A 26420-nucleotide genomic window follows, 5' to 3' on the forward strand; every position below is an offset into this window, starting at 1 on the left:
AACTCGGATGTTTTTGTCGGTGGGCCCCGTTACGGTCGGTCAAGTGCTGACCCTGTTGCGGTACGCCCTGCGTGTTGCACCTTGGAGCACCGCCCTGACGATGAGCCTGGCGGTGCTCGGCTCCTTGCTGGGCATGGCCGTCGTACTGCTCACCGGCCGCGTGGTCGGCGCCGTTCCCGGGGTGATCGACGACGCGCCCGGAGCGATGCCGATGACCGAGTTCAGCTGGCTGCTCGGCGGACTGCTGGTGGTGTTCGTCCTGGAGAGTCTGACGCCCGCGATCCACCAGGTGGCGACGCTGATCATGGACGCGGCGCTCACCCGGGCGATCGGCACCGGCATCACCGAGCCCCTGCTCCGTCCGCGCCGGATCGCGCATCTCGAGGACACCGAGGTGCTGGATGTGCAGGAGCGGGCCAAGGGCAAGGGTGGCTTCCATCTCGCGCAGGGCTTGGGCAACCTGCCGTGGCTGCTCGCGAGCCGGGTCACCCTGATCGGCTCGGCGGTCATCGTCGGCGTGATGTTCTCGTGGCCGGTCGCCGCGATGCTGGTCGCGGTCACGTTCCTGCTGGAGTGGTACGGCGGCCGCCTGATCGAGCGCGAGATCGACGTGTGGTGGGGCAACACCGAGGAGCAGCGCCGGGCCAACTACCTGTTCGACCTCGGCATGCGCGACGCGCCGAAGGAGCTGCGCGTCTTCGGCCTCCACAACTGGCTGGTCCAGCGGTACGTCCGCGAGTGGACCGCGGGTTTCCGCCCGGTCTGGGAACGCCGCCGCAGGAACGTGAAGTGGTCGATCCTGACCGGCGGCCTGCACCTGGCTGCGAACGGCCTGGCGATCCTGCTGGCCGGCCGTGCCGCGCTGAACGGCGACCTGCCGTTGACCGAGGTCGCGACCACGGTTCCGGCGATCCTGGCCATCGGGGTGTCGAGCAACGGGTACGGCGTCGTGCAGGTGCGGCGCGGGTTGTCGGCGTACCGGGCGATGAAGGGACTGCCGGGGACGATCGCCGAGCGTCATCCCGAGCCGCGCGCGACGACCAGGCACCGCGTCGAGACGATGCCGGCCCGCGAGGTCCGCTTCGAGAACGTGAGCTTCCGGTACCCGGGCTCAGACGTCGACGTACTCCGCGACCTCAACCTCACGATCCGTGCGCACGAAGCACTCGCGCTGGTGGGCGTCAACGGGGCCGGCAAGTCCACTCTCGTGAAGCTGCTCGGTGGCGCGTACCGGCCGACGACGGGCCGGATCCTGGTCGACGGCGTGGACCTCGCCGACATCGACCTGACCGCCTGGCAGCGGCGCATCGCCGCGATCGTGCAGGACTTCCTCCGCTTCCCGTTGTCGGTGACCGACAACGTCGCGTTCGGCGCGGTCGAGCGCGTCGACGACGAGGTCGGGCTGGCGAAGGTCGCCCGGGAGTCGGGCATCGACGACGTCGTACGCCGGCTGCCGGAGGGCTGGGACACCGTGCTCGACAAGACGTTCGACGGCGGCGTCGACCTGTCCGGCGGTGAATGGCAGCGGATCGCGCTGGCGCGTGCGCTATTCGCCGTGCACGCGGGCGCCGGCGTGCTGGTGCTGGACGAGCCGGCCGCGGCACTCGATGTACGAGCCGAGGCTGAGCTGGTCGAGCGGTACCTGGAGCTGACGTCGGGCGTGGCGTCGCTGATCATCTCGCATCGCTTCTCGGTCGTCCGCAACGCGGATCGCATCTGCGTGCTGGCCGACGGCCACATCATCGAGGACGGCACGCATGATCAACTGCTCGACAAGGGTGGGACGTACGCGGCCATGTTCCGCCTGCAGGCCGAGCGCTACGTGACGTCCTCGGACAAGGCGGGCAGAGAGGTCCTCGATGCGTAGCCTCCGGATCTGCTGGCTGTGGCTGTCGACGTCGTTCCGGGCCGCTCCGTTGCTGATGACGATCTCGGCTGTGCTCGTCGCGGCCCGAGCGGTCACCGCCCCGCTGCAGACGTACGGCGTCAGCCGGCTCGTCGACGGGATCGCAGGAGACCAGTCGAGCACGATCGCGCTCGGCATCGGCATCATCGTCGGTGCGCTGGCCGTCTCGTTCGTCGCCGACGTCGTGGGCTGGCCGCTGCAGGACACCGCGCAGGAGCGGATGGCCGGTCGCGTGCACGCCGACCTGCTGGACGTGACGACCGGCATTCCAGGGTTGACGCATCACGAGCGGCCGGACGTCGCCGACCGGCTGGAGCTGGTGCGTGAACGTGCATGGCGGATGGGCGTCGGCGCCGAGGTGCTGCTGTGGGCGTTCGCGACGATCGCCAACACGGTGACCGTGCTCGGGTTGCTGGGGTCGGTGAATCCGCTGCTGCTGATCCTCCCGCTGCTCGGTGCGTCACGGATCTGGTCGGCGTACCTGAGCAGCACGCGGCAGCACAAGGCGTGGGAGGACTCGATGCCTCAGGAGCGCCTGATCGACCGGCTGATCGAGGTGGCGAAGGACCCGCGGACAGGCCTCGAGCTGAGGGTCTTCGGGCTCGGGCAGGTGCTGCTGGACAGGATCTTCGCGTTGCAGACGGAGCGTTTCCGGCGCCGAGTCGCGGCGGCGCGGTGGGGCGGCAAGGTCGACGGGTCGGTCCGCCTCGTGTTCGGTCTCGCGTACGCCGCGGCCGTGGTGTGGATCATCGCGCGAGCCCGGAACGGGCAGCAGACGGCGGGCGACGTCGTACTCGTGCTGCTGCTGGCGCCGCAGGTGGATCAGATGACCGGCGGGATCGCGCGGAACGTGTACTGGGTGGGCGAGGTCGTGCGGAGCTTCAGCCGGTACGACTGGCTGCGCACGTACGCGAAGGAGAACTCCTGGAAGTCGAGCACGACCGCGGCACCGGCCCGGCTCGTGTCCGGCATCGAGCTGCGGAACGTCGGATTCTCCTACCCTGGCACGGATTCCGCCGTACTCACCGATGTCAGTCTCAGTCTGCCCGCAGGGTCGGCGGTCGCGTTGGTGGGGGAGAACGGCGCGGGCAAGACGACACTGGTGAAGCTGCTCGCGCGGATGTACGACCCGACGACCGGGCGCGTCCTGGTCGACGGCGTGGAGCTGTCGACGATCTCACCGGATGCCTGGCGGTCACAGCTGTCGGCCGGGTTCCAGGACTTCGTCAAGTTCGAGCTGGCGGCCCGCGACGTCGTGGGGCTGGGCGACGTCGACCGGGCCTCCGACGAGGCGGCCGTCCGCGCCGCGGTCGCGCGAGGCGACGCGGAGTCCGTCGTCGCCGGGCTGCCGCGCGGGCTGGATACGCAGCTGGGCAAGAAGTTCACCGACGGCGTCGAGCTGTCCGGTGGCCAATGGCAACGACTCGCGCTGGCCCGGGCGTTCATGCGAGAGCGCCCACTGCTGTTGCTCCTCGACGAGCCGACCGCCGCTCTGGACCCGGAGGCCGAGCACCGCCTCTACGAGCAGTACGCCGCCGCCGCGAAGATCGCGGCCACCGAGACCGGCGGCATCACCGTCCTCGTCTCCCACCGCTTCTCGACCGTCCGCATGGCCGACCTCATCGTGGTCATGCACAACGGCCGCGTCGAGGAGGTCGGCACGCACGAGGACCTCCTCGGCGCGGGCCACCGCTACGCCGAACTCTTCGAACTCCAGGCCCGCGCCTACCGCTAGACCCGGTCCTGGACCTTGACCTCCGCGTCAGGCTCGGCGACGTGGCAGGCGGCCTCGTGGTCGGTGCCGAGGATGCGCAGGAGCGGGGTCGTCCGGTGGCACTCGTCGACGACGAGCGGGCAGCGCCAGCGGAAGCGACAGCCGGGGGTGGGGTCGATGACCTTCGGTGGTTCACCGGTGTCGCCCTCGACGGCGGCAGTCAGCGGTGCCCGTGGGTCGGGGACCGCGCCGAGCAACAGGTCGGTGTACGGGTGCTTGGGGTTGGCCAGCACGGACTCGGCCGGGCCGGACTCGACGATGTGCCCGGCGTACATGATGGCGAGGCGGTCGGCGACGTACCGCGCGCTCGCGATGTCGTGGGTGATGTAGAGGAACGACACGCCCTGGGTCTCGCGCAGTTCGCTCATCAGGTTGAGCAGGCCGATGCGGATCGACACGTCGAGCATGGAGACCGGCTCGTCGGCGAGGATCAGCTTGGGTTTGTGCGCCAGCGCCTGGGCGAAGCCGATGCGTTGCCGCTGCCCGCCGCTGAGCTCATACGGATAGCGGTGCATGATGTCGCCGGCGGGGGACAGGCCGACTGCCTCGACGACGCGTTCTGCCTCCTCGAACCGCTGTGCCCGCGTGAGCTCCGGGCGGTGCAGCTTCAGGCTGCGCAGGATGCCGTGCGAGACGCGGAACGCGGGGTTGAGCGAGCTGAACGGATCCTGGAACACCATCGGTACGTCGCCGCGGTAGGCGAGCTGGTCCTTGCGCGACCGCATGCTCGACAGCGGCCGGCCCTGGTAGTAGATCTCGCCGCTCGTCGGTTGGTACACACCCGCGAGCAGCCGGGCGATCGTGCTCTTGCCGCTGCCGCTCTCCCCGGCCAGCGCGACGATCTCCTGCCGATCGATGGTGAGGTCGACGTCGTCGACCGCGTGCAGCATCTGGCGGGAGAGCCCGCGGCCGACGCGGAAGTGACGGGTGAGCTTCTTGGTCTCGAGCAGCGGCGCCGTCGACGCCACCGAGTCCTGGACGGTCGACGACGTGGAGTCCACACTGATATCGGTCATGACGTCACCTCCTGGACGGGCTCGGCCGGGCGGGTCTGGCCTGGGGCGTGCAGCAGGCAGCGCGCCTGGATCGGACCCACCTGGTAGAGCTCGGGCTCGATCTTGGGACAGTCCTCGAACGCCACCGGGCAGCGCGGATGGAAGCGGCAGCCGCTCGGTGGGCTGGCCAGGTTCGGCGGGCTGCCCGGAATCCCGGTCAGTGGTTGCTTCGGGCCCCGGATCGACGGGAACGCGTCGAGCAGACCCTTGCTGTACGGGTGTGCCGGATGGTCGAAGACCGCGCGCGTGGCGCCGAACTCGACGACCTGACCGGCGTACATCACCATCAGCTGGTCGGAGAAGTGGCTGATCAGCGACATGTCGTGGGTGACGAAGACGACCGCGAAGCCGAGTTGCCGCTGCAGTTCCTTGATCTGCACCATCAGGGATCGTTGCGCGACCACGTCGAGGGCCGAGGTCGGCTCGTCCATGATGATCAGGTCGGGGGTGAACAGCAGCGCCATCGCGATCATGGCCCGCTGCCGCATCCCGCCGCTGAGCTGGTGCGGATAGCTCTTGAGATGGATCGGGTCGATGCCGACCATCCGCATCACCTCGGCCGGGCGGCCGTCGTCGACCTGTTCGTCGTGAGCCATGATCGCGTCGCGGAACTGGCTGCCGATGCTCTTCACCGGGTTGAGCGCGTTCATCGCGCTCTGCATCACCACGGAGTAGTCCCGCCAGCGCAACGCGGCCAGCTTCTTCTCGTTCATCGCGACGAGATCCTGGCCCTGGAAACGCACGCTGCCGCCGGTGATTGCCGCCGGTGGGCTCAGCAGTTGGGCGATGGCGAACAGCAGCGTCGACTTGCCGCAGCCCGACTCGCCGACCACCCCGACGAACTCACCGGCGTGTACGTCGAGATCCACCGAGTCGACCGCGACGACCGGGCGGTCGCCGGTGTCGTACTCGACGGTGAGATCGCGGACCTCAAGAATTGGCTGCTGACTTGGCACGTCGCCTCCGAACCGGCCGCAGTGCGGGGTTGCTGATCTCGTCGAACGCATAGTTGAGCAGGGCAAACGAAACACCGAGCAGCGCGACCGCCAGGCCGGGCGACAGCGCCCACGCGGGCAGTCCGTTCACCAGGGCGCCCTGGTTCTGCGCCCAGTAGAGCATCGTGCCCCAGCTCAGTGAGTTGGGATCGCCGAGCCCGAGGAACTGCAGGCCGGCCGCGGTCAGGACGGAGTACAAGGCGGCACCGAGGAAGTTCGCGACGATCAGCGAGATCATCGTCGGCAGCACTTCGACCACGATGATGTACGACCGCCGTTCGCCACGGACCCGGGCCGACTCGAGGAAGTCGCGGTTGCGCAGCGACAGCGCCTGCGCGCGCATCTGTCTGGCGCCGTACGACCAGCCGGTGAGGATCAGCACGACGATGATCACGGTCAGGTTGCCCTTGCCGGCGTACGTCGCCAGCACGATGATCAGCGGGAACGTCGGCAGCACCAGGAAGATGTCGGTCATCATCGACAGCACGTTGTCCGCGGCGCCACCGAGGTAGGCGGCCGAGACCCCGATGACGACGGCCAGGATCGTGGCGCCGAGGCCGGCGACGACCGCGATGATCAACGACTCGCGAGTGCTGTAGATCAGTTCGGCGTACACGTCCTGGCCGAGGCCGGTGGTGCCGAGCCAGTGCGCGGACGAGGGGCCCTGCAGCGGCAGGTCACCGATCGCCTGCGGGTCGCCCTTGAGCCACGGGACGAAGAGCTTCGGAACGGCGGCGAGCAGGACGAACAGCAGCAGCAAGGCCGCCCCCACCATGGCCTTGCGGTTGTGCAGGACGGCCCGGAAGATGCCGCCCCGCGGGCGGCGGGTCACACTCGGTGCGGCCGGTGCGGTGCCGGCGACGATCGCACTCATCGACGTCCTCGCTTCGCTGCGGGCGCCGATAAGCGCGATGAGCAGCTGTGCTTGATGGTGACTTCGCTTCGCTCACTCACTGGCAACTACCCCTTCGTCCGGGCTCGTGGGTCGAGCAGGAACACCGCGAAGTCGCAGAGCAGGACACAGATCAGGACGGCCAGCGTCGACAGCAGGAACAGCGCCTGCAGCAACGGATAGTCGGTGCTCACCGTGGCGTTGTAGAACATGTAACCCAGGCCGGGGTAGTTGAACACGTACTCGACCAGGATCACGCCGGAGATGACGAAGCCGAGTGACATCGCGAACCCGGACAGGTTCGGCAGGAACGCGTTCCGGCCGGCGTAGCCGAACATGATCTTCCGGCTCGGGATGCCCTTGGCGCGGGCCATCCGGACGTAGTCCTCGGCCAGCGTGGTGACCATGTTGTTGCGCATGGTCAGAATCCAGCCGCCGACCGCGGTGATCAGGATGGTGGCGGCCGGCAGGATGCCGTGCTTGAGCACGCTGCCGGCGAACTCCGGCGTGAACGCGGGCGTCAGTCCCTGATCGTAGTTGAAGTCGTTGGGCAGGACCGGATTGCTGCCCATCGCGAACAACGAGATCAGCAGCAGCGCCACCCAGAAGTACGGCAGCGCCGAGGTGACGATGAACATCGGCGGCACGACCCCGTCGATCAGCCCGCCTCGCCGCCAGCCGGCGATCGTGCCGATCAGGGTGCCGATCCCGAACGCCAGCACGGTGGTGATGCCGACCAGGCCGAGGGTCCACGGCAGCGCGTCGCCGATCAGCGTCGTCACCGGGACACCGAGGCTGCTGCCGACCGACACGCCCCAGTGCCCGGTGACCATCGCTTTGAGGTACTCGCCGTACTGCAACACGATGTTCTTGTCCGGGTCGAAGCCGAACTCGGCCAGCACCGTGCGCAACTGCTCCGGCGTGACGACCGAGCCGCCCTTGCTGAGGCGCTCCCGCAGCGCCTCCTCCGGACTGCCGGGCATCATCCGCGGGATGAAGAAGTTCAGCGTCATCGCCGCCCAGAGAGTGAGCACGAAGAACCCGAGACGACGTATCAGGTACCGCACGACCACCAGCTCCTCGTGCTCACTCTTGCCACGCTTCCTTCCTTAACTACTTCTGGGCCGACTTCGAGTACAGGTTCGTCAGCACCTGCCCGGCGTCCGGGATGTTGTACGGCGCCGGCTGGGCGTACGGGTTGTCCTGCGTCGGCCAGCCCTCGATGTCCGTGGTGTTGTACTGGTACCAGTCGACCGACTCGGTGGTCGGGATGAGCGGCACGTCCTTGATCATGTACCCCGAGATCTGCTTGATCAGCTTGACCTGGGTGTCGGCGTCGGCACTCGCGTACTGGTCCAGCAGCTTGTCGACCTCGGGATTGATGTAGCGCGAGTAGTTGCTGTTGGCCTGCTTGCCGACCGGTGCGGTGTTCTTCGAGTACAGCAGTTGCCGCAGCTCGTAGTACGGCGAGGGTCCGCCGGACAGGCTGGAGTACGCCAGGTCGTAGTCACCCGTGTAGAGCTTCTGGTTGTACGACTGCTGCTGCAGGTCCTGCGTGGTCAGCTCGATCCCGACCGCGGCGAGCTGCTGCTTGACGACCGCCAGCGACGCGTCCCAGTCGGTGTAGCCGGTGACGCTGATGACGTTCAGCTTGAGCGGGTTGGACGCGGTGTAGCCGGCGCTGGCCAGCAACTGCTTGGCCTTCTCCGGGTTCGGCTTGTCGTAGCCGGCCGCCGTCAGCGCGTCCTTGTCGAAGTACTTGTCGAAGGTCGGGGTGACGACACCGGTCTGGTTCGCGGCCGGCTGGTAGCCGCTCTCACCGATCTTCGAGATCTGCTCGCGGTCGAGCGCGTAGGCGATCGCCTGCCGGACCGCCAGCTTGCTGGTCGCCGGGCGGGACGGGTCGTTGTTCGGCACGAGCGCCACGTTCGCGGTCGGCGGGAACCAGTAGTTGTTGTCCGGTGACTTCGACTTGTAGAACTTGTCGATGTTCGGGATGTACTGACCACCCCACTGCGCCTTGCCGCTGGCCAGGTCGAGGTTGGCCGGGTTGTTGTCCAGGTACGCCGGGTACTGCACCTTCGACAGGTACGGCTTGCCCGGCTGCCAGTAGGTGCCGTTGGCGGCGTAGGTGATGTTGTTGCTGCTGCAGGACTCGACCGTGAACGGCCCGGTGCCGACCGGCTTCGGATCCGCCCAGGTGGCCGGCTTGGACGCCGGTTCACCGGTGGACCAGATGTGCTTGGGCACGATGTTGACCTGGTTGGCGAAGTTGAAGAAGTACGGCTCCGCCGCTGCCTTGAACTTCAGTGTGACCTTGTTGCCGGCCGCGGTGACGCTGGTCAGTCCGGCGCCGGTCCACAGTGCGTACAGGTCGAGGGCCGGCTGCTGCTTCATCAGGTTGAACGTGTAGACCACGTCGTCGGCGCTGAACGGCTGCCCGTCACTCCACTTCACGCCGTCGCGGATGGTGAAGACGATCGAGTCCTTGGCCGGCGACCAGGTGAAGGCCGAGGCCAGCATGGGCGTGGTGGCACCGCTCTTGAGCACGTTGACGAAGACCAGGGGCTCGTAGACGAAGCCGCCCGCCACGCCGTTGACCGACGGGTTGAACGGGTTGAACTGGCATGGCCACGTCTGACCGCCGACGTTGGCGATCGTGACGACTCCACCCTTCTTGAACTGCCCGGTGCTGCCGCCGCTGCTCGTCGAGGACGACGGGTTGCTGGACGCACTCCCGATCGGCTTGTCACCGCCGCCACAGCCCGCAGCGGCCAGTATGCCGACCGCCATGGTGGCGACGGCGATCCGTTTGATGCCCCTCATCGTCTCTGCCTTTCACTCCTCGATCTCATGGTCATGCGAATGCCTCCGCACCGAGGACCGCACCCGCGGCCTCGACTCCGAGGGCGAGTGCGCCCACCAGCGGCGCGTCCGAAGGGAACCGGGCCAGCTCCAGTTCCGGTGGGAACGGGACGGCCGCGTCGAGTGCCCGGCGCAGTTCTGGACCGATCCGGTCCCAGGAACCGACCAGGCCGCCACCGACGACGATGCGGGCCGGGTCGAGGGCGATGGCGAGGTTGACGACGTGCATCGCCAACTCGCGGTTGAACTCGTCGGTGAGGACGGCGGCGTCCGGCTGGGTCGCCGACCTGGTGAAAACGTCCGCCGCCGATACCCGCTGTCCGAGCCGGGTGCTGCCGGTTGCCTCGAGTGCCTGGCCGCTGACGACATCCTCGAGGATCGTGCGCTGCGCCGGCTCGATCCAAACATCCGCGGCGGTCCGCACGTTGTACGCGATCTCTCCGGACGCTCGGTGCGCACCGGAGATCACCGTGCCTCCGGCAACGATCGCCACCGCCAGGCCGGTGCCGAGGTTGAGGTAGATGCCCGGATCGCAACCGGCCAACGCACCCCACCGCACCTCGGCGGCGGCCGCGGCCTTCACGTCGGTCCCGAGCCGGACAGGTACGTCGGGGAACGCCTCCCGCACCATCCGCCCGAAGGGGAGTTCACCCCAGCCGGGAAACGTCGGCGCGAGCTCGACGTGGTCGTCGTACGGGATCCCGAGGGTCGCCGCGCCGACCGCCGCGAGCTCCCTGTCCGGAGCGACAGCCGTCAACAGATCCTGGGCCGCGGTCAGACCGCGGCGCATCGCGGCCTCGGCTCCCGCCTCGGCCAGGCTGTCGATGGTGGTCGTGCCGAGACGCCGGCCGGACAGGTCGCCGACCGCGACGGCGATCTTCGTCCCGCCGAAGTCGAGACCGAGCACAACCGGGGTGGGAATCATGGGCTGGCAACTCCACCGTGCCGTCCAATAGAATCGTTAGGAAACTAACTTAACAATCCTGGCGGGCACAAGGCCCAACTCGCAGCTTGACCAATTCGCGACCTGAAGGAGACCGACGTGACGGTTGTCGCCGGAGGTGCCGCCGCAGCCCGCCCGCAGCTGATTCGCGCGATCAACGAGCAGGTGCTGCTGGAGCACATCCGGCGGTCCGGGCCGGTGTCGAGGACGGAGCTGGCCGCGCTGACCGGTCTGTCGAAGCCGACAGTCTCCGCGGCCCTGGCCACGATAGAACGCGGCGGGTTGGTGCATGCGTCCGGCCAGCGGACCGGGGTCCCCGGTCCGGCCGCGCGACTGTACGACGTACGCCCGGAGGCAGGATTCGTTCTCGGACTGGACGTCGGGCGCGAGTTCCTGCGCGGAGCGATCGCGGATCTGCGCGGGACTGTGCGTTGCCGGCTGAGCGTGCGCACCAAGGCGGTGCGGGAGATGGCCCGGGTTCAGGAGCTCGCCGACCTCGCCACGACACTGCTGGACGAAGCAGGCATCACCGCGTCGCAGCTGACCCAGACCGTGATCGGGAGCCCGGGTGTCTACGACCCGAAGCGCGACACTCTGACGTTGACCGGGCGCCTGTCGGGTTGGGACTCGCCGGCGGTGTTGCCGGCGCTGCGTGAGCGGTTCGGCCCGACGTTGATGATCGAGAACGACGTCGACGCCGCGGCCCTGGCCGAGCGGGTCCACGGTCATGGCCGCGATGTCGACAGCTTCGCGTTCGTGTCCGTCGGTACGGGCATCGGCATGGGCTTGGTGCTCGACGGCAAGCTCCGGCACGGCTTCCACGGTGTGGCGGGCGAGATCAGTTACCTTCCGTTCACCGAAGGCAGCGGAAGCGATGCGCGGGATGCACGCAAGCGGGGCAGCTTCGACGCCTCGGCATCAGCCGCGGCCGTGGTCAGGGCCGCTCGGCGTGCGGGCGTGCGAGGTGCGACATCGGCAGCGAAGGTGTTCGCGGCGGCGGCGCGAGGCGATGTGATCGCGGCCGCCGTGGTGACCGAAGAGGCACTCCTCGTGGCGAAGGCGGTGTGCAGTGTCATCGCCGTCGTCGACCCCGAGTTGATCGTGCTCGGCGGTGGCATCGGGCAGGCACCGGGCTTCCTCGATGCGGTCGTCGAGCAGTTGCGCCTGCTCTCGCCGGTCATGCCGGAAGTGAAGATGAGCGTGCTCGCGGCAGACACAGTCGTGGCCGGATGCATCGCCGCCGGCCTTGACCGTGCTTGGCAACACCTGCTGGGCCGGATAGCTCAGCCGGCCACAGCCTGACGTCCGGGGCCAACTAGGCTGGCGAGGTGGACAGTCAGCCGAGTTGGCGCGAGGAACGGCGGGAGGCAGCCGCCATCCACGCCGCAGCGCTCGAACGCCGCAAGGCCGCCGAGACCGCGCAGGCCCGTGCGCTGCTGACCGATTTCGTCCGGACGATGAAGGAACGGGGCATCGAGCCACAGCCGCTGCGGGCGCAGGTCACCGGCTCGGGAGCCAGCTACCGCACCGGCATCACTGGCTGGTACCTACGCCGCAACCGCTCGCTCGGCACCGACGCCGACGGCAACTTCTACATCCTCGGTACGCCGGCCAGCCTGAGCGCCCGGCTCCTCGGTGTACGCATCCTGCCGTCCGATCCGCCGATCACCGTCGGCCTGGGCGCCCGCGATGGTGAGTCGATGCCGCTCGCACAACTTCTCCAGCTCCGGCTGGACGAGAGCGACTGACCCGCGTTTCTCCAACCCTGGGTTGATCTCCGGGTGGATCTCCTGTCGATGACGGTGATCTGGTCGAGGCCGGAGTCTATGGTCGTTCGGTGATCGCCGGAGCCAGAAGTTTGCCTGCGGTGGTGGCGCTGCGTCACGCCCGGGCACATCACGAGACGACCTGGCGGTGGCTGCGCCTGGTGGGTCCACTCATCATCGGTCTGCAGATCATCGTGCTGAGCCAGTCCACGCCTGGTCCGGGCCGGCACGGCGAAGGGCTGGTCATCTCGGTCGCGATCGCGGCGTTCGCCGCCGGGGCGTTCGGAACCTTCGCCGCTCGGAGTGGGCCGGCCTGGGCGCGATGGCTGTCGATCGCGGACCTGTTCGTGGCAAGCGTCGTACTGCTGCGGCTCCAGCCGTCTGGTCCGGGAGTGCTTGGGGTATTCGTCGCCGTGGCGCTGATCGGACGCAGGCTTGCGCCGGTCCCTGGCACCGCGGTCGTCGGTGCGGGGCTGATCCTTCTGCTCGTCGGAGGTGACCGGTCACCGTTGCCGGCGTTGTTGACCAGCATCGCGATGGCGAGCTTCTACGCCGTGATGCGTCTGGCCGAGCGACTGAGCGAGACCAACGAAGAGGCCGAACGGCTGCTGCTCGAGCTGGAACGGACCCGCGACGCGCAGGCTCGCGCCGCCGCACTCGCGGAGCGCCAGCGACTGGCCCGCGAGATGCACGATGTGCTCGCGCACTCGCTGTCCGCGTTGGTGCTCCAGCTCGAGGGTGCGACCGTGCTGGCAGCCGGCGACGACCGCCTCGCCGGCGTGATCGATCGGGCGCGGCATCTCGCCGGCTCGGGACTCGACGAGGCCCGGCACGCCATCGGCATGCTCCGCGACGACCAGGTGCTGCCGGGGCCGGGGGAGCTGCCGGCGTTGACCGCGCGGTTCGAGCACGACACCGGCATCCGGTGCGAACTGACCGTCACCGGCGATGAGCACTCGCTCGACGCGGACGCCCGCCTCGCCGTCTACCGGGTCGCGCAGGAGTCCCTGACGAACATCGCGAAGCACGCCACGCGACAACAGTGCGTCACCGTGAAGCTCACCTACGAGGACGGCCTCGCGAGGCTGATCGTCGAGGACTTCGGCGATCCGGCAACCACAGCGGGCTGTTCCGGTTATGGCCTGACCGGTATGCGTGAACGGGCCGAACTGCTCGGCGGGCAACTCGACGCGGGCCCGACCCGGACGGGGTTCCGGGTGGAACTGGAGGTGCCGGCATGATCCGCGTCCTGAGCGTCGACGACCAGCGCGTGGTCCGGGAGGGACTGGCACTGGTGCTCGGGCTGCTCCCCGATGTCGAGGTCGTCGGCACCGCCTCCGGGGGCGAGGAGGCGGTGCGCCTGGTCGGTGAGCTGAAGCCCGACGTCGTACTGATGGATCTGCGGATGCCGCGGTGCGACGGGGTCGAGGCGACTCGGCGGTTGCGTGAGCTCCACCCGGAGGTGAAGGTCATCGCGCTGACGACGTACGCCGATGACGAGTCGGTGCTCGCCGCACTCCGGGCGGGAGCGCGTGGTTACCTGACGAAGGACGCGAGGTCGGCCGAGATCCACGAGGCGCTGCACCGGGTGCTGGACGACCAGGCCGCGATCGACCCGGCCGTGCAGCACCACCTGGTCGCGGCGATCGCGGCGGACCCCGGTACGCCGAAGCCCACGGCGGCGTCCGACGACGTGCTGACCCGGCGCGAGACCGAAGTACTGACGCTCATCGCCGAAGGTCTGTCGAACGCCGAGATCGCGGCCCGGCTGGTGGTGACGGAGGCGACGGTGAAGAGTCACGTCAACCACCTCCTCGCCAAGATCGGCGCCCGGGATCGTGCCCGTGCCGTCAGCTACGCGTACCAACACGGTCTCCTCCGGCATCAGTAGCCCGAGGCGCAGTAGAAGCTGGCTGCATCGTCGGTACTGCCGTGGCCGAGGTACCGGGCAACCTTTGGGTAGGCACACAGCGGTCTGGTCTGGTGGTCCTTCGAGGCCTTGATGGTGTCCGGTGCGACGCCGTTCTCGACCCAGCTGACGACCGCGCTGAGCGGGTCCGTCGGGGCTGGCCCGACTGTGCCGGCCGGCCCGCCGCAGTGACCGACGCCCGGCGCGAGGAACAGCCTCGCGAACGACTCCGTCCGGCTCTGGCCACCCATCGTCTGCACGACCGAGTCGTAGTACCGGATGGTGCCCTGCGGTGGAATCAACGGGTCCGCCAAGCCGGTCCACAGCAGCAACTTGCCTCCGGCGTTCCGGTACGGCGCGAGATCCGGGTCGTCGCTCTGGACCTCCCTGAACTCCCGCTCTCCTTGCAGGTAGAGCCGTGCGTACTCGCCCGTCGTCATCGTCGTCCAGTCGAAGTCCGGATCCTGCGCGAGCCAGTACTTGTACCAGCCGACGGCGATGTAGAGCGGGTTGCCGGCGAGGTAGGTGAAGTCGCTGCCGGGCTCCAGCCCGTACCAGAGCGATCGGCCGCCCGAGGTCCGGGGACCTTGCAGGATCTCTGCGATCACCTTCGCATCGGTGGCCGTGATCACGCCGCACGGCGTCGACCGGCCGATCAGGGTGCGTGGGTCGAAACGGCACTCGTTGACGTTGGCAACGAGGCCGCAATGATCTGCCACGGGGTCAGCGCCGGCACGTGTCGTGGTCAGCGGCAGGACGCACACGACAGCGAGCCCCGCCGCGACCACCATCCGCGCCCGAGCGGGCCGACGCTGGCGGGTCCGCGTCGGCTCCCAGCGGAAGACGGCCAGCGACACCAGCAACCCCGCGACAGTCCAGCCACACAGCACGAGGACGTCCCGCACCGGAAGCCCTGCGCCGGTGAGCGCGTGACCCGCGGCGTCAATGATCGGGCGCACCGGCAGGTACGACGCGATGGTGGAAACCCATGACGCCTTCACCGGATCGCCGACCGTGCCGGAGAACAGCACCACCGGCAGATAGGTCAGGCCGAGGATCGGGAACGCACTGGCCACTGTCGAGATGAAGCCCGTGACAGCAGTCGCCGCGGAGGCACACGCGAGCGCCCCGAGGAATATCGCGGCAAGCATCGACAGCGCACGCCAGATGTCCAGGTCCGTGCCGAAGAACGCCACACCGGCGAGTACGGCGACCGCACCGGCGAGCACCGCGACGAGCACCGACGCGACGATCTGACCACTGAGATAGCACCAGGCGGGCAGCGGTGTCGCACGCCAGCGCTTCATCACACCGGACTCCCGGGCCGCCACCAGCCCGATCCCGTGGGTCGTCCAGGCGATCATCGTCGTACCGAGAACCGCGCAGCCCGCGAGCCGGGACGGCGCGACCCGGCCGTCCGAGGAGTTCAGCAGTAGCAGCAGGATCGGGAGAACGAGACCGGTGCTCATCGCTCGGGGAGTGCGAAGGAGCAAGCGGATCTGGTGGGCGACCTGGCCCAGCAGGAGCGGCAGGACCGGTGGCAACCGCGCACTCGCGTCAGACGCGGCTTGTGAAGAGGGCATGGTGGGGCTCCGAGTCGGCGGGCGTGCGGGTGATGGACAGGTAGGCCTCTTCGAGGCTGGGTGGACCGACCTCGAGTGCAGTCAGTTCGAGCCGGTGGTGTTGGGCCCACGCGAGGAGGTCCGCGAGTACGGGCTCGATCCGATCCGTGTGGAGACTCAGCACGCGATCGGTGACATGGACGGCCAGAGACGGCGGGAGATTGGGAGCTCCGACCGGCAATGGGAAACGAACGACACTCCGGCCATCGCTCGCTCGCATGGCTGCGGGTGTGGTGTCGGCCACCAGGCGCCCAGCGGAGAGCACCATCACTCGATCCGCGAGATGGTCGGCCTCGTCGAGGTAGTGCGTGGTCAGCAGGATCGTCGTACCCGCGTCGTTCAGCCGTTCCACGCTGGCCCAGCATCGTCGTCGCGCTTCCGGGTCGAGGCCGGTGGTGGGCTCGTCGAGGAACAGTACGTCGGGATTCCCGATGATCGCGAGCCCGAGATCGACCCGACGCTGCTGTCCACCGGACAACGTGCCGACTCGCGTCCTCGCGTCGTCGGCGAGGTCGATCAACTCCAGTACTTCGGCGACAGGCCGCGGGTTCGGGTAGAGACGTCCGAAGACGCGCAGCAGATCCACGACAGTCGGCTCGGTCTCGAGGCTGGTCGACTGGAGGACGAGGCCGACCTGCGCACGCCAGGCGCGGCCGCCGTGCAGCGGATCCTCACCGAGGACCCGCACCTGACCCGATGTCGGCTCGGCGAATCCCTCCAGGATCTCGAGCGTCGTGGTCTTGCCGGCGCCGTTCGGTCCGAGTACGGCGACCAGTTCGCCCTCGTCGATCTCGAAGCTGATGCCGTCGACGGCGGCGAAGTCGCCGTACCGCTTGGTCAGGTCGCGAACGGAGACGACGCCGGTCATCGATCCCGCCCGGGACGGTCGCGCTGACCGTTGCCCTTGGCATCCATGACGACGTTCGCCACGCTCCAGATGCCGACACCGGCGCCGACGGCGATCAGCAGCGGCCGGTGCGTGACGATCCCGAACACCAGCAGTCCGATGCCTGTCAGCGCGCGCAGGTACGGGTTGAATCCCAGGAGTCGAAGCATGTCCAGTCCCTTGCCTTGAGTGCTTGCCGGAACCAGCGTCTGCGAACCGGCGGTGCCCGGTCATCGGCGTGACTGTTGAAGTCCGGGCCGCTGCCGCCTCGATCGGAGGTTGGAGATCCATCCACCCCTGGTAGGGAACGCAGAAGCCCCTGACCGGCGTGATGCCGGCCAGGGGCCTCGGGTCCTACGTACTACGTGTTATCTCAGCCGTCGGAGTCCGGGGCCGGGATGTACGAGCCCGGCACGTCCTGCGGTGCGACGATCTTGTCCTCACCGGGGTACGGCGTGGCCCAGTCGTGCGCCTGGTACCACGTGAAGTGGTCCATCTGCGCCGGGTTCGCGAAGTCGGCCTTGGCATCCGGGCCGGTGAGCCGCTGCTGCGACTTCCAGTCGTTCCACTTGGCCACCATCTCCTGCATGTCCGCCGGCACCGTCGCCTTCGGCGCGGGCGCCGCGAGCGGGTTCTGCGCCGCCGGGGTGTCCAGGCCGCAGGATGGCGGGGTGCTCAGACCGCCGGTCAGCGAGGTCCGGTTCGGCAGCGCGGTGAACGGCGTGTTGTCGGGGCGCTGGGTGAACGCGTCCCGCATCGGGGTGGCCGCGCTGTCCTTCTGGTTCATCGGGTGGATCCCGAGGATCTGCTCGATGGTGCGGATCATCGTGATCTGCGAGTAGTAGTGGTTGTCGACCTTGCCGTGCTGGGCCCACGGGCTGATGATCTGGATCGGCGCCCGGTGGCCGTCGACGTGGTCCAGACCGGCCTGCGAGTCGTCCTCGACGACGAAGATCGCCGAGTCCTTCCAGTACTTGCTGTGCGAGATCGTCTCGACGATCTTGCCGACCGCGAGGTCGTTGTCCGCGACCTGGGCGGCGGCGTTGGCCGGACCGCCGGTGTGGTCGCTGGACAGCCAGAACATGTTCAGGTTCGCCGGCCCGTTCTTCTCGAAGTCCTGCTTCCAGATCTGCTCCCGGTAGATGTCGGGGACGCTGGTGTCGAACTTCGGGAAGCCGTGCACCGACACGTCGTTCAGCGACGGGATCGGCGAGGACGAGACCAGCGGGTACTTCGTGTCCTGCCCGGTGGCGATCATGTTCTTGGTGTCGCAGTACAGGTTCTGCCAGCTGGCGCCGGCCGGCTTGGTCAGGAACTGCTGGAACTCACCGAAGTCGCGAACGGTCTTGCCGACCGCCTGCGCACCGCTCCAGATGAAGCCGGTCTGCTGGTGGCCGAGCGCGTCGTCCTCGGTGTCGTAGCTGCGCAGGTACTCGCCGGCCGAGGACTCGGTGTACTCCGGGTTGTCCGCCTGCATCAGCCAGTTGTGACCCTCGGCCGAGTTCGTGCCGATGTCGTAGGTGTTGTCGTAGAGCCCGAACTGCTGAGCCAGCGCGTGCTGGTTCGGCGTCACGTTCTCACCGAACTGCGCCAGCGCCGGGTCGCCGTCGCCCTCCGGCATGTCACCGAGAACCTGGTCGTAGGTCCGGTTCTCCTTCACCAGCAGGAAGACGTGCTTGATCGTCGACGGCTCGCCCAGCCGCTGCGGGACCGGCACCGGCTTCTTCTTGGCGGCCTCGCCCTTGCCGTTGGCCACCTGGACCGAGCCCTTGGTCCAGCCGTTCTGCTGGAAGACCGTGGCCGTGCCGGCGCGGATCACGTTGTCGGTCGGCAGCTTGAACCGCTGCAGGCTCGACGTGGTGTCGTGGGTGCCGTGCCCGGCGGCAGTCGTCGTACGGCGGGCGTCGATACCCCGCGTGTTGGAGACCAGTACGTCGTCGCCGACCGTGGCGATCTCCGCCGGGAAGTAGTCCGTCGGCAGCAGACCGACGTAGCTGACCGGCTCCAGCGGAGTCGTGTACTTGTAGACGGCGACCGCGTTGGCGCGGCCGAGCGTCACCAGCAGGTGACCGTCGTCGGTGAGCGTCACTCCGTCGGGCTCGTAGCCCACTGAGGCCTCCGGCCACGGCTGGGTGGCGATGGTCTGGACGACCTTGCCCTTGCCGGTGTCGATGATCGACACGTCGTTGGTCTGGGTGTTGGTGACGAACAGCGCCTTGCCCTTGGCGTACAGGGCGGTCGGGTGCAGGCCGACGTTGATGCTCGTCACGGCCGCGGCCGGCTTCGCCAGGTTGATGACGCTGACCGTGCCGGTCGTGGTGGCGGCGGTGACCGGGTTCGCCGGCACCGGGGTGTTGTACGAGTTGATCGTGGTCTCGCCCGGTCGTGCCGTCCGGCCGCCCTCGTTGCTGACGTACAGCTTGTCGCCGACCATGATCAGGTCACGCGGGGCGATGCCCACCGACCAGCTCTGGACGATGTCGCCGGTCCCCGCGTTGATCGCGACGACGCGGTTCTGGCCGTTGACCGCGGAGTACACGATCGAACCGTCGGACGAGAACACGGCCTCGCCGACCAGCGCGTGCTTGGGTCCGTCGGCCGGGATCGACACGAACGTCGGGTTCGCGAGGCTGCCGTCCGGGTTCACCGTGAACCTGCGGTAGCCGTCGGTCTGCCCGAGCCACAGCTGCGAGCCGTCGGGGGAGTACGTCGGGCCTTCCTGGCCGATGTCGTTGCCCGGGATGCGCAGATTCGCCGCGGCGTTGTTGCCGATCAGCTGCTGCACCTTCCAGTCCTTCAGGTTCACGATCGCCAGCGCCATACCGCCGTCGGTGATCGAGGCCGCGACGTGGGTGCCGTCGGGGCTGACCGAGGAGGACATGATCTTGCCGGGCTGAAGGAGGAGACGATCGCCGATCGGCTTGAGGTATTGGTCGCTGGAGATGACCAGACCCTTGTCGGTGGTGTCGCCGACGTGTGAGGTACCGAACTGCGTGGTCTGTGCCGAGCCGGTACCGGCGGCGAGGACGGCGACAACGGTGGCGCCTGCCGTGACGAGTGGTACCCGGCGGCCGATGCGTCGACCGAGAAGGCCCGAAGGCTTCTTCTCGACACGCCGGCGGAGGCGTGTTACCTGCATCTTGGGTTATCCCTTCGGGGTGGGTAGCAGGTCGACGTTGCCGTCGAACTGCCATAGGGGGTTGGGTGCGTCGCCGATCGGAGTCCGGACCAGGAAGAAGCCGTTGACTTCCTTCGGTCCGTCGCCGTCGGCCATGAAGCGCCCATCTGCGGTGATGTCCAGTTGGTAGATGGCTTGCCCGGTCGCCGCGACGTCGGGCAGATGCCACGAGACGACGCAACGCCAGTCGTTGCCGGGGCCCACCGGGTCGACCTTGCCGTCGCCCTTCGTGCACGCCGTCGAAGCCTGCAGCTGCGCTTCGGTGACGTCGGGACGATTGAGCTCCTTGGTCTGCACCCGGTAGAGGTGGGCGAACGCGGTCGACACGCCGGCCTCGACCTTGGCCTGCTGGATGCCGGCCGTCGCCGATGCCGTCACCGCGGCGAGGATCGCGATGGTGACGGCGAGCAGACCGGCGAGCGGCACCAGGCCGACGGTGATCGCGCGCCGGCCCGAGCCGTCCGAGCTCAGGTTGGTGAAGTCGCGCCGCAGGAAGAGCAGGTACGCAAGCACAGTCGCGGTGGCCGCCCAGACCAGGCTGACGAGCACGCCGATCAGCAACGGCACGAGTTGACCCGGGCTGGTGAACAGACCCTTCCAGGCCGTGAAGGCGTATCCGGGCAGAGCCAGGCGTACGGCGACCGGCAACGGCAGCATCTGCGCCAACTGCATGGCCAGCGCGACGAGCGCGGGCAGCAGCAGACCCATCGGAGACCGACCCAGTGCGACGGATCCGAGCAGGCCGATCGCGGCGAGAGCCAGGGTCGGGGCGATCGCACAGACCCAGGCGAGCAGTACGTTCCCGGCGGCATTGCCCGACGACAACAGGTGACCGTCGAGGCCGACCAGCGGCTGGTTGCCGACCGCGATCAGCCCGCCGACCGCGCTGGACACAGCCAGCCCGGCCATCAGCAGCATGATGACCGTCAGGCTGGCCAGTGCCTTCGCCACGAAGATCCGTTGCGGCGAACGGACCGCCACGAGCAGGTGACGCCAGGTCCCCAGCCGATCCTCGGAGGCGAACACGTCTCCGGCGACCAGCGAGGTCAGCAGCGGGAGCGCCCAGTTCCCGGAGAAGCCCAGGATCACGAGCGGTCCGGCCCACCCGGTCGCGTGCATCCAGCGGCCGAAGAGGGTGTCGACCGGCAGTGAGGTCTGCTGGCTGACCGCGGCGACGAACAGCGCGGGTGCGATCCAGCAGGCGACGACGATCAGGCGGATCCGCCACTGCGAGGTCAGCTTGACCAGTTCGAACCGGTAGCCGCGGGCCACCGAGACGGGATGGGCGACGGCCGGACTGGCGTCGGCGACGGTCGCGGTCACTGGCCGGCCTCCTGCTGCTCGGTGAGGGCGAGGAACGCTGCCTCGAGGGGCGACACGACGGGTGCGAACTCGCGTACCGCGATGCCGGCCTGCACCAGCTGTACGACGAGGTCGTCGAGCGCTGGCACCAGTCCACGGACCACGAAGAGGTCGTCGTTCGGGGACACAGCCTCGTCGACGGTGATCCCGTCGGTGTCGCCTGCCACCTTGCGGGCTGCCTCTGCATCGGAAGTGACCAGGCGATAGTTGAGTTCACCGTTCTCGGCCGCGAGCTTGCTCAGCGGTCCGGTGAAGACGATCCGTCCGGTGTTGAGAATGGTCACCTCGGAACACAGGGCCTCGACATCGTCCATGCGGTGACTCGACAGCACGACGGTCGTTCCCTCGGCCGCCAGCCGGTTGAGGACACCGTGGACGTGCCTCTTGCCTGCCGGGTCGAGGCCGTTGGACGGCTCGTCGAGCACGATCAGCCGCGGCTTGGTCAGCAGAGCGGCGGCGAGTCCGAGTCGCTGCCGCATGCCGAGGGAGAAGCCACGGGTCCGGTCGTCGGCGACATCGGTGAGGCCGACCTCGGCGAGGACGGCGTCGATTCCGGCCGTCTCGGTACCGCCGCGGAGATCGGCCAAGGCGGCGAGATTCTGCCGGGCGGTCAGCGATGGGTAGAGGCCGGGCCCGTCGACGAAGCCGGCCACGCCCTCAGGTGCGGCCAGTGCGCGGCCGACCGGCGTACCCAGGATCTCGAGGCTGCCGCTGTCGGCGACGGCCAGGCCGAGCAGGAGACCGAGCAGTGTCGTTTTGCCGGCGCCGTTCGGCCCGACGAGGCCGTGGATCTGTCCTTGCGCGACGTCCAGGTCGATGCCGTCGAGGGCGACGACCTCACCGAACGCCTTGGTGATCCCGCGAGCCCGGACCGCGATGAGTGCGTCCATGCATCCCTTCCTTCATAACCTCAAGGAACTTAGGAAATGCAGACGACGCCCACGGGGGTCTGGAGGTTAACGGCCAGAGAACGGGCGGCGACCGATATCCATCGGTGTCCAATGTAGTAGCCGACCGGGGCCAGGTAATTCGGTAGCGGCGCGTCGGGGGCGCTGGTAACGTCCTCGGCCTGTCTTTTCGGGTGGCTTCTCTGCACTGCGTGAAGGATCGAATCGAACCGGATGGCTCTCCGGGGCGGGACCCTGTGGATCGCCGCCAGTCCGTCGTTCGTCCGTCTGCCAACACGAGTCGAGGCTCCTTTCGATGGTCGATTCCGCACCCAGCCCTGCCGGTACCGATGAACTCGAGGCCGAACGGGCCTTCCTGACCGAGGCGCGCGCCGCGCTGGCCCGCATGTACGGCGACGTCTTCGGACGCGAGATCCCGGTGATCGGGGGTGAGGACAACGACGAGCGCTTCACCAACGAGGCGAACCAGCGCGCGTACGAGCAGCGGACCCGGGCGCTGATCGACCTGCCCGACGTGCCGCTGTTCTTCGGGCGGCTGGACTACGAGGCCGGCGCGATCGAGGAGCTCGACCGGATCTACATCGGCCGCCGGCATGTGCACGACGGGAGTGGTGCACCGCTCGTCATCGACTGGCGCGCGCCGGTGTCGGTGCCGTTCTACCGGGCCACCCGCAGCGACCGGCAGCGAGTCCTGCTGCGGCGCCGGTACGGCTTCTCCGACCATGCCGAGTTGACCGGTTTCGAGGACGAGCCGTTGATCGGGACCGTCGTGGCCGACCAGGCCGACGCGTTCCTGCGCGCCGAGATCGAGCGCCCGCGTACCGGGCCGATGCGCGACATCGTGGCCACCATCCAGCCGGAGCAGGACGACCTGGTCCGCGCGCCGCTGCATCCGTCCGTTTGTGTGCAGGGTGCGCCCGGCACAGGCAAGACCGCCGTCGGCCTGCACCGGGTGGCCTATCTTCTCTACACCGAACGGGAACGGCTCAGCCGCGGCGGCGTCGTGATCGTCGGGCCGAACCGCTCGTTCCTCTCCTACATCCGCAAGGTCCTGCCCGCGCTCGGCGAGGTCGACGTACGGCAGACGACCATCGAGGAATGGATCAGCCAGGCCGCCGTGGCGGTCGACGAACCGGAGGCCGCGCGGGTCAAGGGCGATGCCCGGATGGCCGCCGTGCTGCACCGCGCGTTGTGGTCGTACGTCGGTACGCCGACCGCCGGAGTCCTGTACAGCAAGGGATCCCGGCGCTACCGCGTGCACGAGGACGAGGTCAGGGAGATCGTGTCGTCACTGCGTGAGTCGACGCGGTACGCGCCGGGCCGCAATGCTCTCGCCCAGCGGATCGCGCACGTCGTCCTGGTCCGGATGGAGGAGCGCGCGGAGTCGCCGGACGACCGCGTGCAGAATGCCGTCGCCCGCTCGAAGCCCGTGCGCGAGGTGCAGGACGCGGTCTGGCCGCGAGTGTTTCCCGAGCAGGTGCTGCACAGACTGTTCTCCAATGCCGACTTCCTCGCGCAGGCCGCCGGCGACGCGCTCACCGCGGACGAACAGGCCGCGCTGCTGTGGACCAAGCCTGCGCGGTCCTGGAAGTCCGCGAAGTGGTCGGCCGCCGACACCGTGTTGCTCGACGAGCTCGAGGACGCGATCGAACGCAGCAGCGGCTCACTCGGCCACCTCGTCCTGGACGAGGCACAGGACCTGTCGGCCATGCAGCTGCGCGCACTCGGCCGGCGCTGCCGCACCGGCTCGGCCACCGTCCTCGGCGACCTCGCCCAGGCGACGACCGCGTGGGCTGCGGGCTCCTGGGATCGCGTCCTCGGTCACCTCGAGAAGTCCGACGCCGTGGTGGCCGAGCTCGATCGGGGCTTCCGGGTCCCGGCCCAGATCATCGACTTCGCCGCGAAGTTGCTGCCGGACATCGCGCCCACGCTCGGCGTACCGACCGGTGTCCGGACCGTCGAGGATGCGCTCAGCGTCATCGAGGCCGACGAGCGCTCCTTCGTGGACAAGCTCGTCGACGCGTGCAAGGCCGACCTCGGCGGCGAAGGTTCGGTCGCTCTGATCGCGGCCGATGACCAGGTCTCGGAGCTGATGGACGCGCTTGTCGCGGCGGGTCTCGAGCCCGCACTTCTCGGCGCGGGCGAGGAGGAGATGGACGCGACGCGCCTGGTCTGCGTGCCGGCGTCCCTCGCGAAGGGGCTCGAGTTCGACGCGGTCGTGGTCGCCGAGCCGGCCCGCATCGTCGCAGCCGAACCGCGCGGCCTCCACCGCCTGTACGTCGTTCTGACCCGAGCCGTCAGCCGCCTTCACATCATCCACACCGAGCCGCTGCCGGCCGCCTTCAGTCAGTAGCGCTGGGGAAGGCCGGGCCGCGCTTGTCGAGGAAGGCTTCGATTCCTTCCTTGGCGTCGGGCGTGCTGACCGCGGCGCGGATCGTCAGTGCCTCGCGGCGCATGGCTTCCGCGGGGGCGGGGGTGGCGGTCATGCGGAGCAGGCGCTTGGCCACCACCTGAGCGGATCGCGAGCCGGTCAGCAGTACGTCGACGACGCGGTCTACGGCTGCCGCGAGGTCGTTGTCCGGATGGACCTCCGCGACGAGGCCGGCGGCCTTCGCTTCCTCAGCCGTGAGGAGTGGGTTGAGGAGTGTGAGGTACAGGGCTCGGTGCAGTCCGAGCGATGCAGTGAGGAGGCTGGTGCCTCCGTCGGGGGACAGCCCGACCTTGGTGTAGGCGATCGAGAACCGGGCCGAGTCCGCGGCCAGTACGACGTCCGCCGCGGCCGCCAGGGCGACACCGGCACCGGCGGTGACCCCGGCCACGACCGAGACAACGATCGCGTTGAGATTGTGCAGTTCGCTGATCGCCCGATGCAGGGTCTCGGCCAGGTCCTCGACGTACTGCTCGCGATCGTCCGCGGCGGAGATCGCGAGCAGGTCGCCGCCGACGCTGAACGCATCGCCGTCGGCCGCGAGCACCACGACGCGGACATCGTCGACCCGGGCCTGGCGGAGTGCGCTACCGAGTTCCTGCAGGGTGTCGAGGTCGAGCGCATTGCGCCGATCCGGCCGGGACAGCGTGATGTACGCCGCCCCGCGGCTGCTGCGATAGCGGATCGTCATACCGGCAGCACCGGCGTACGCGCCAACTCCGCCTTGGCCAGCGATTGCAGGTGCACTTCGTCCGGGCCGTCGAACAGGCGCATCGCCCGATGCCAGCCATACATGGCCGCGAGCGGAGTCGAGTCACAGAGTCCGGCACCGCCGTGCACCTGGATGGCCCGGTCGATGACCGCCGTCGCCGCGCGCGGAACGGCGACCTTGGCCATGGAGACCAGGTGCCGTGCGGCCTTGTTGCCGGCGGTGTCGATGACCTGGCAGGCCTGGTGACAGAGCAGCCTGGCCTGCTCGATCTGCAGTCGTGACTCGGCAACCTGCTCTTGCAGCATGCCTTGCGCCGCGAGCGGCGCACCGAACGCCACCCGTCTCTGCGCGCGATCGGTGAGCATCGCCAGAGCGCGCTCCGCCGCGCCGAGCGCACGCAGGCAGTGATGGATCCGGCCGGGACCTAGCCGCGCTTGGGCCGCGGCGAATCCACCGCCCTCCTCACCCAGCACATTGGTGACCGGCACCCGGACACCGTCGAGCCGGAGCTCGACGTGCCCGTGCTGATCGTGCCGGCCGAAGATCGACAGATCGCGCTCCACCGTCAGGCCTGCGGCGTCCATCGGCACGATGACCATCGTCTGCTGGCGGTGCGCGGGCGCCGTGGGATCGGTTTTGCCCATCAGGATCAGGACAGCGCAGCGCGGATCGGCCGCGCCGGTGATCCACCACTTCCGCCCGGTGATGACGTAGTGGTCGCGGTCCCGTTCGATCCGGGTGCCGATGTTGGTGGCGTCGCTGCTGGCCACGTCGGGTTCGGTCATGGCGAACGCCGACCGGATGCGGCCCGCGAGCAAGGGCTCCAGCCACTCGCGGCGTTGCTCCGGCGTGCCGAGCAGGTGCAGCAGTTCCATGTTGCCGGTGTCCGGTGCCTGGCAGTTGATCGCCTCCGGCGCCAGATCGCTGCTCCAGCCGGACAGCTCGGCGATCGGCGCGTACTCGAGCTGGGTCAGGCCCGACTCGGCCGGCAGGAACAGGTTCCACAGTCCGAGTTCCTGCGCCCGCAGCTTCAGCTCCTCGACCACCGGAGGGACACTGTGGTCGCCCGCACCGGCAGCGGCCCGATACGCGTCGTACTTCGGCTCGGCCGGCAGCACGTGGTCGCGCATGAACACTGTCATCCGTTCGGTCAGCTCCCGCGCCCGGGGCGACGCCTCCGCGATCATCTGTGATCTCCTCCTCCGATGCGATCCGTACG

General features: G+C 68.7%; 21 protein-coding genes. 7 read left to right on the top strand and 14 right to left on the bottom strand.

What is annotated here, in order from left to right; translation table 11 throughout:
- Positions 1–43: 43 nt before the first annotated feature.
- Positions 44–1867 carry an ABC transporter ATP-binding protein gene (locus ACGFH6_RS11150; protein ID WP_393382567.1) on the top strand — a complete coding sequence of 608 codons (1824 nt, stop codon included), beginning with the start codon at positions 44–46 and terminating at the stop codon, positions 1865–1867.
- Positions 1860–3641, top strand: coding sequence for an ABC transporter ATP-binding protein (locus ACGFH6_RS11155; protein ID WP_393382569.1), 1782 nt, complete (start codon positions 1860–1862; stop codon positions 3639–3641). Before ACGFH6_RS11150 ends, ACGFH6_RS11155 begins: the two co-directional genes overlap by 8 nt.
- Here the strand turns inward: ACGFH6_RS11155 and ACGFH6_RS11160 are convergent.
- The 6 genes from ACGFH6_RS11160 to ACGFH6_RS11185 all read right to left on the bottom strand — a co-directional run bounded on the left by ACGFH6_RS11160 (position 3638) and on the right by ACGFH6_RS11185 (position 10412).
- Positions 3638–4696, bottom strand: a complete 1059-nt coding sequence (locus tag ACGFH6_RS11160; protein ID WP_393382571.1) for an ABC transporter ATP-binding protein — start codon at positions 4694–4696, stop codon at positions 3638–3640. The genes ACGFH6_RS11155 and ACGFH6_RS11160 overlap by 4 nt on opposite strands.
- Complete coding sequence (locus tag ACGFH6_RS11165; RefSeq protein ID WP_393382573.1) at positions 4693–5691, bottom strand: ABC transporter ATP-binding protein; 999 nt, start codon at positions 5689–5691, stop codon at positions 4693–4695. The genes ACGFH6_RS11160 and ACGFH6_RS11165 overlap by 4 nt, the downstream gene beginning before the upstream one ends.
- The gene (locus tag ACGFH6_RS11170; protein ID WP_393382574.1) at positions 5666–6604 is read right to left on the bottom strand and encodes an ABC transporter permease; all 939 of its coding nucleotides are present in this window, start codon (positions 6602–6604) and stop codon (positions 5666–5668) included. Before ACGFH6_RS11170 ends, ACGFH6_RS11165 begins: the two co-directional genes overlap by 26 nt.
- Positions 6605–6690: 86 nt before the next feature.
- Positions 6691–7689, bottom strand: a complete 999-nt coding sequence (locus ACGFH6_RS11175) for an ABC transporter permease (RefSeq protein ID WP_393382575.1) — start codon at positions 7687–7689, stop codon at positions 6691–6693.
- 46 nt (positions 7690–7735) lie between these two features.
- The gene (locus tag ACGFH6_RS11180; RefSeq protein ID WP_393382577.1) at positions 7736–9448 is read right to left on the bottom strand and encodes an ABC transporter substrate-binding protein; all 1713 of its coding nucleotides are present in this window, start codon (positions 9446–9448) and stop codon (positions 7736–7738) included.
- 31 nt (positions 9449–9479) lie between these two features.
- Positions 9480–10412 carry an ROK family protein gene (locus ACGFH6_RS11185; protein WP_393382579.1) on the bottom strand — a complete coding sequence of 311 codons (933 nt, stop codon included), beginning with the start codon at positions 10410–10412 and terminating at the stop codon, positions 9480–9482.
- Between the two features lie 117 nt (positions 10413–10529).
- On the opposite strand from ACGFH6_RS11185, the gene ACGFH6_RS11190 reads away from it, so the two are divergent.
- From ACGFH6_RS11190 to ACGFH6_RS11205, 4 genes are all read left to right on the top strand, one after another.
- The gene (locus ACGFH6_RS11190) at positions 10530–11732 is read left to right on the top strand and encodes an ROK family transcriptional regulator (RefSeq protein WP_393382581.1); all 1203 of its coding nucleotides are present in this window, start codon (positions 10530–10532) and stop codon (positions 11730–11732) included.
- A 26-nt stretch (positions 11733–11758) separates the two neighbouring features.
- Positions 11759–12178, top strand: a complete 420-nt coding sequence (locus ACGFH6_RS11195; RefSeq protein ID WP_393382583.1) for a hypothetical protein — start codon at positions 11759–11761, stop codon at positions 12176–12178.
- Positions 12179–12300: 122 nt separating this feature from the next.
- A complete protein-coding gene (locus ACGFH6_RS11200) occupies positions 12301–13437 on the top strand; it encodes a sensor histidine kinase (RefSeq protein ID WP_393382585.1) in 1137 nt (378 codons plus the stop codon).
- Entirely contained in the window at positions 13434–14087 is a 654-nt protein-coding gene (locus ACGFH6_RS11205) for a response regulator (protein ID WP_393382587.1), read from the top strand. The genes ACGFH6_RS11200 and ACGFH6_RS11205 overlap by 4 nt, the downstream gene beginning before the upstream one ends.
- On the opposite strand, the gene ACGFH6_RS11210 is transcribed toward ACGFH6_RS11205, so the two are convergent.
- From ACGFH6_RS11210 to ACGFH6_RS11235, 6 genes are all read right to left on the bottom strand, one after another.
- Entirely contained in the window at positions 14081–15688 is a 1608-nt protein-coding gene (locus tag ACGFH6_RS11210; protein ID WP_393382589.1) for a tannase/feruloyl esterase family alpha/beta hydrolase, read from the bottom strand. The genes ACGFH6_RS11205 and ACGFH6_RS11210 overlap by 7 nt on opposite strands.
- Entirely contained in the window at positions 15663–16595 is a 933-nt protein-coding gene (locus tag ACGFH6_RS11215) for an ABC transporter ATP-binding protein (protein ID WP_393382591.1), read from the bottom strand. Before ACGFH6_RS11215 ends, ACGFH6_RS11210 begins: the two co-directional genes overlap by 26 nt.
- Positions 16592–16783, bottom strand: a complete 192-nt coding sequence (locus ACGFH6_RS11220; protein WP_393382593.1) for a hypothetical protein — start codon at positions 16781–16783, stop codon at positions 16592–16594. The genes ACGFH6_RS11215 and ACGFH6_RS11220 overlap by 4 nt, the downstream gene beginning before the upstream one ends.
- Before the next feature lie 203 nt (positions 16784–16986).
- A complete protein-coding gene (locus tag ACGFH6_RS11225) occupies positions 16987–19752 on the bottom strand; it encodes a bifunctional YncE family protein/alkaline phosphatase family protein (RefSeq protein ID WP_393382595.1) in 2766 nt (921 codons plus the stop codon).
- 6 nt (positions 19753–19758) lie between these two features.
- Positions 19759–21114 carry an ABC transporter permease gene (locus ACGFH6_RS11230; RefSeq protein ID WP_393382596.1) on the bottom strand — a complete coding sequence of 452 codons (1356 nt, stop codon included), beginning with the start codon at positions 21112–21114 and terminating at the stop codon, positions 19759–19761.
- Positions 21111–22043 carry an ABC transporter ATP-binding protein gene (locus ACGFH6_RS11235; protein WP_393382597.1) on the bottom strand — a complete coding sequence of 311 codons (933 nt, stop codon included), beginning with the start codon at positions 22041–22043 and terminating at the stop codon, positions 21111–21113. The genes ACGFH6_RS11230 and ACGFH6_RS11235 overlap by 4 nt, the downstream gene beginning before the upstream one ends.
- A gap of 313 nt (positions 22044–22356) precedes the next feature.
- Between ACGFH6_RS11235 and ACGFH6_RS11240 the strand changes: the two genes are divergently transcribed.
- Entirely contained in the window at positions 22357–24414 is a 2058-nt protein-coding gene (locus ACGFH6_RS11240; RefSeq protein ID WP_393382599.1) for a HelD family protein, read from the top strand.
- Here the strand turns inward: ACGFH6_RS11240 and ACGFH6_RS11245 are convergent.
- Both ACGFH6_RS11245 and ACGFH6_RS11250 read right to left on the bottom strand, forming a co-directional pair.
- The gene (locus ACGFH6_RS11245; protein ID WP_393382601.1) at positions 24404–25180 is read right to left on the bottom strand and encodes an enoyl-CoA hydratase/isomerase family protein; all 777 of its coding nucleotides are present in this window, start codon (positions 25178–25180) and stop codon (positions 24404–24406) included. The genes ACGFH6_RS11240 and ACGFH6_RS11245 overlap by 11 nt on opposite strands.
- The gene (locus ACGFH6_RS11250) at positions 25177–26388 is read right to left on the bottom strand and encodes an acyl-CoA dehydrogenase family protein (protein ID WP_393382603.1); all 1212 of its coding nucleotides are present in this window, start codon (positions 26386–26388) and stop codon (positions 25177–25179) included. The genes ACGFH6_RS11245 and ACGFH6_RS11250 overlap by 4 nt, the downstream gene beginning before the upstream one ends.
- Between the last annotated feature and the right edge of the window lie 32 nt (positions 26389–26420).

This window comes from Kribbella sp. NPDC049227 (assembly GCF_043197265.1).
Lineage (GTDB): Bacteria > Actinomycetota > Actinomycetes > Propionibacteriales > Kribbellaceae > Kribbella.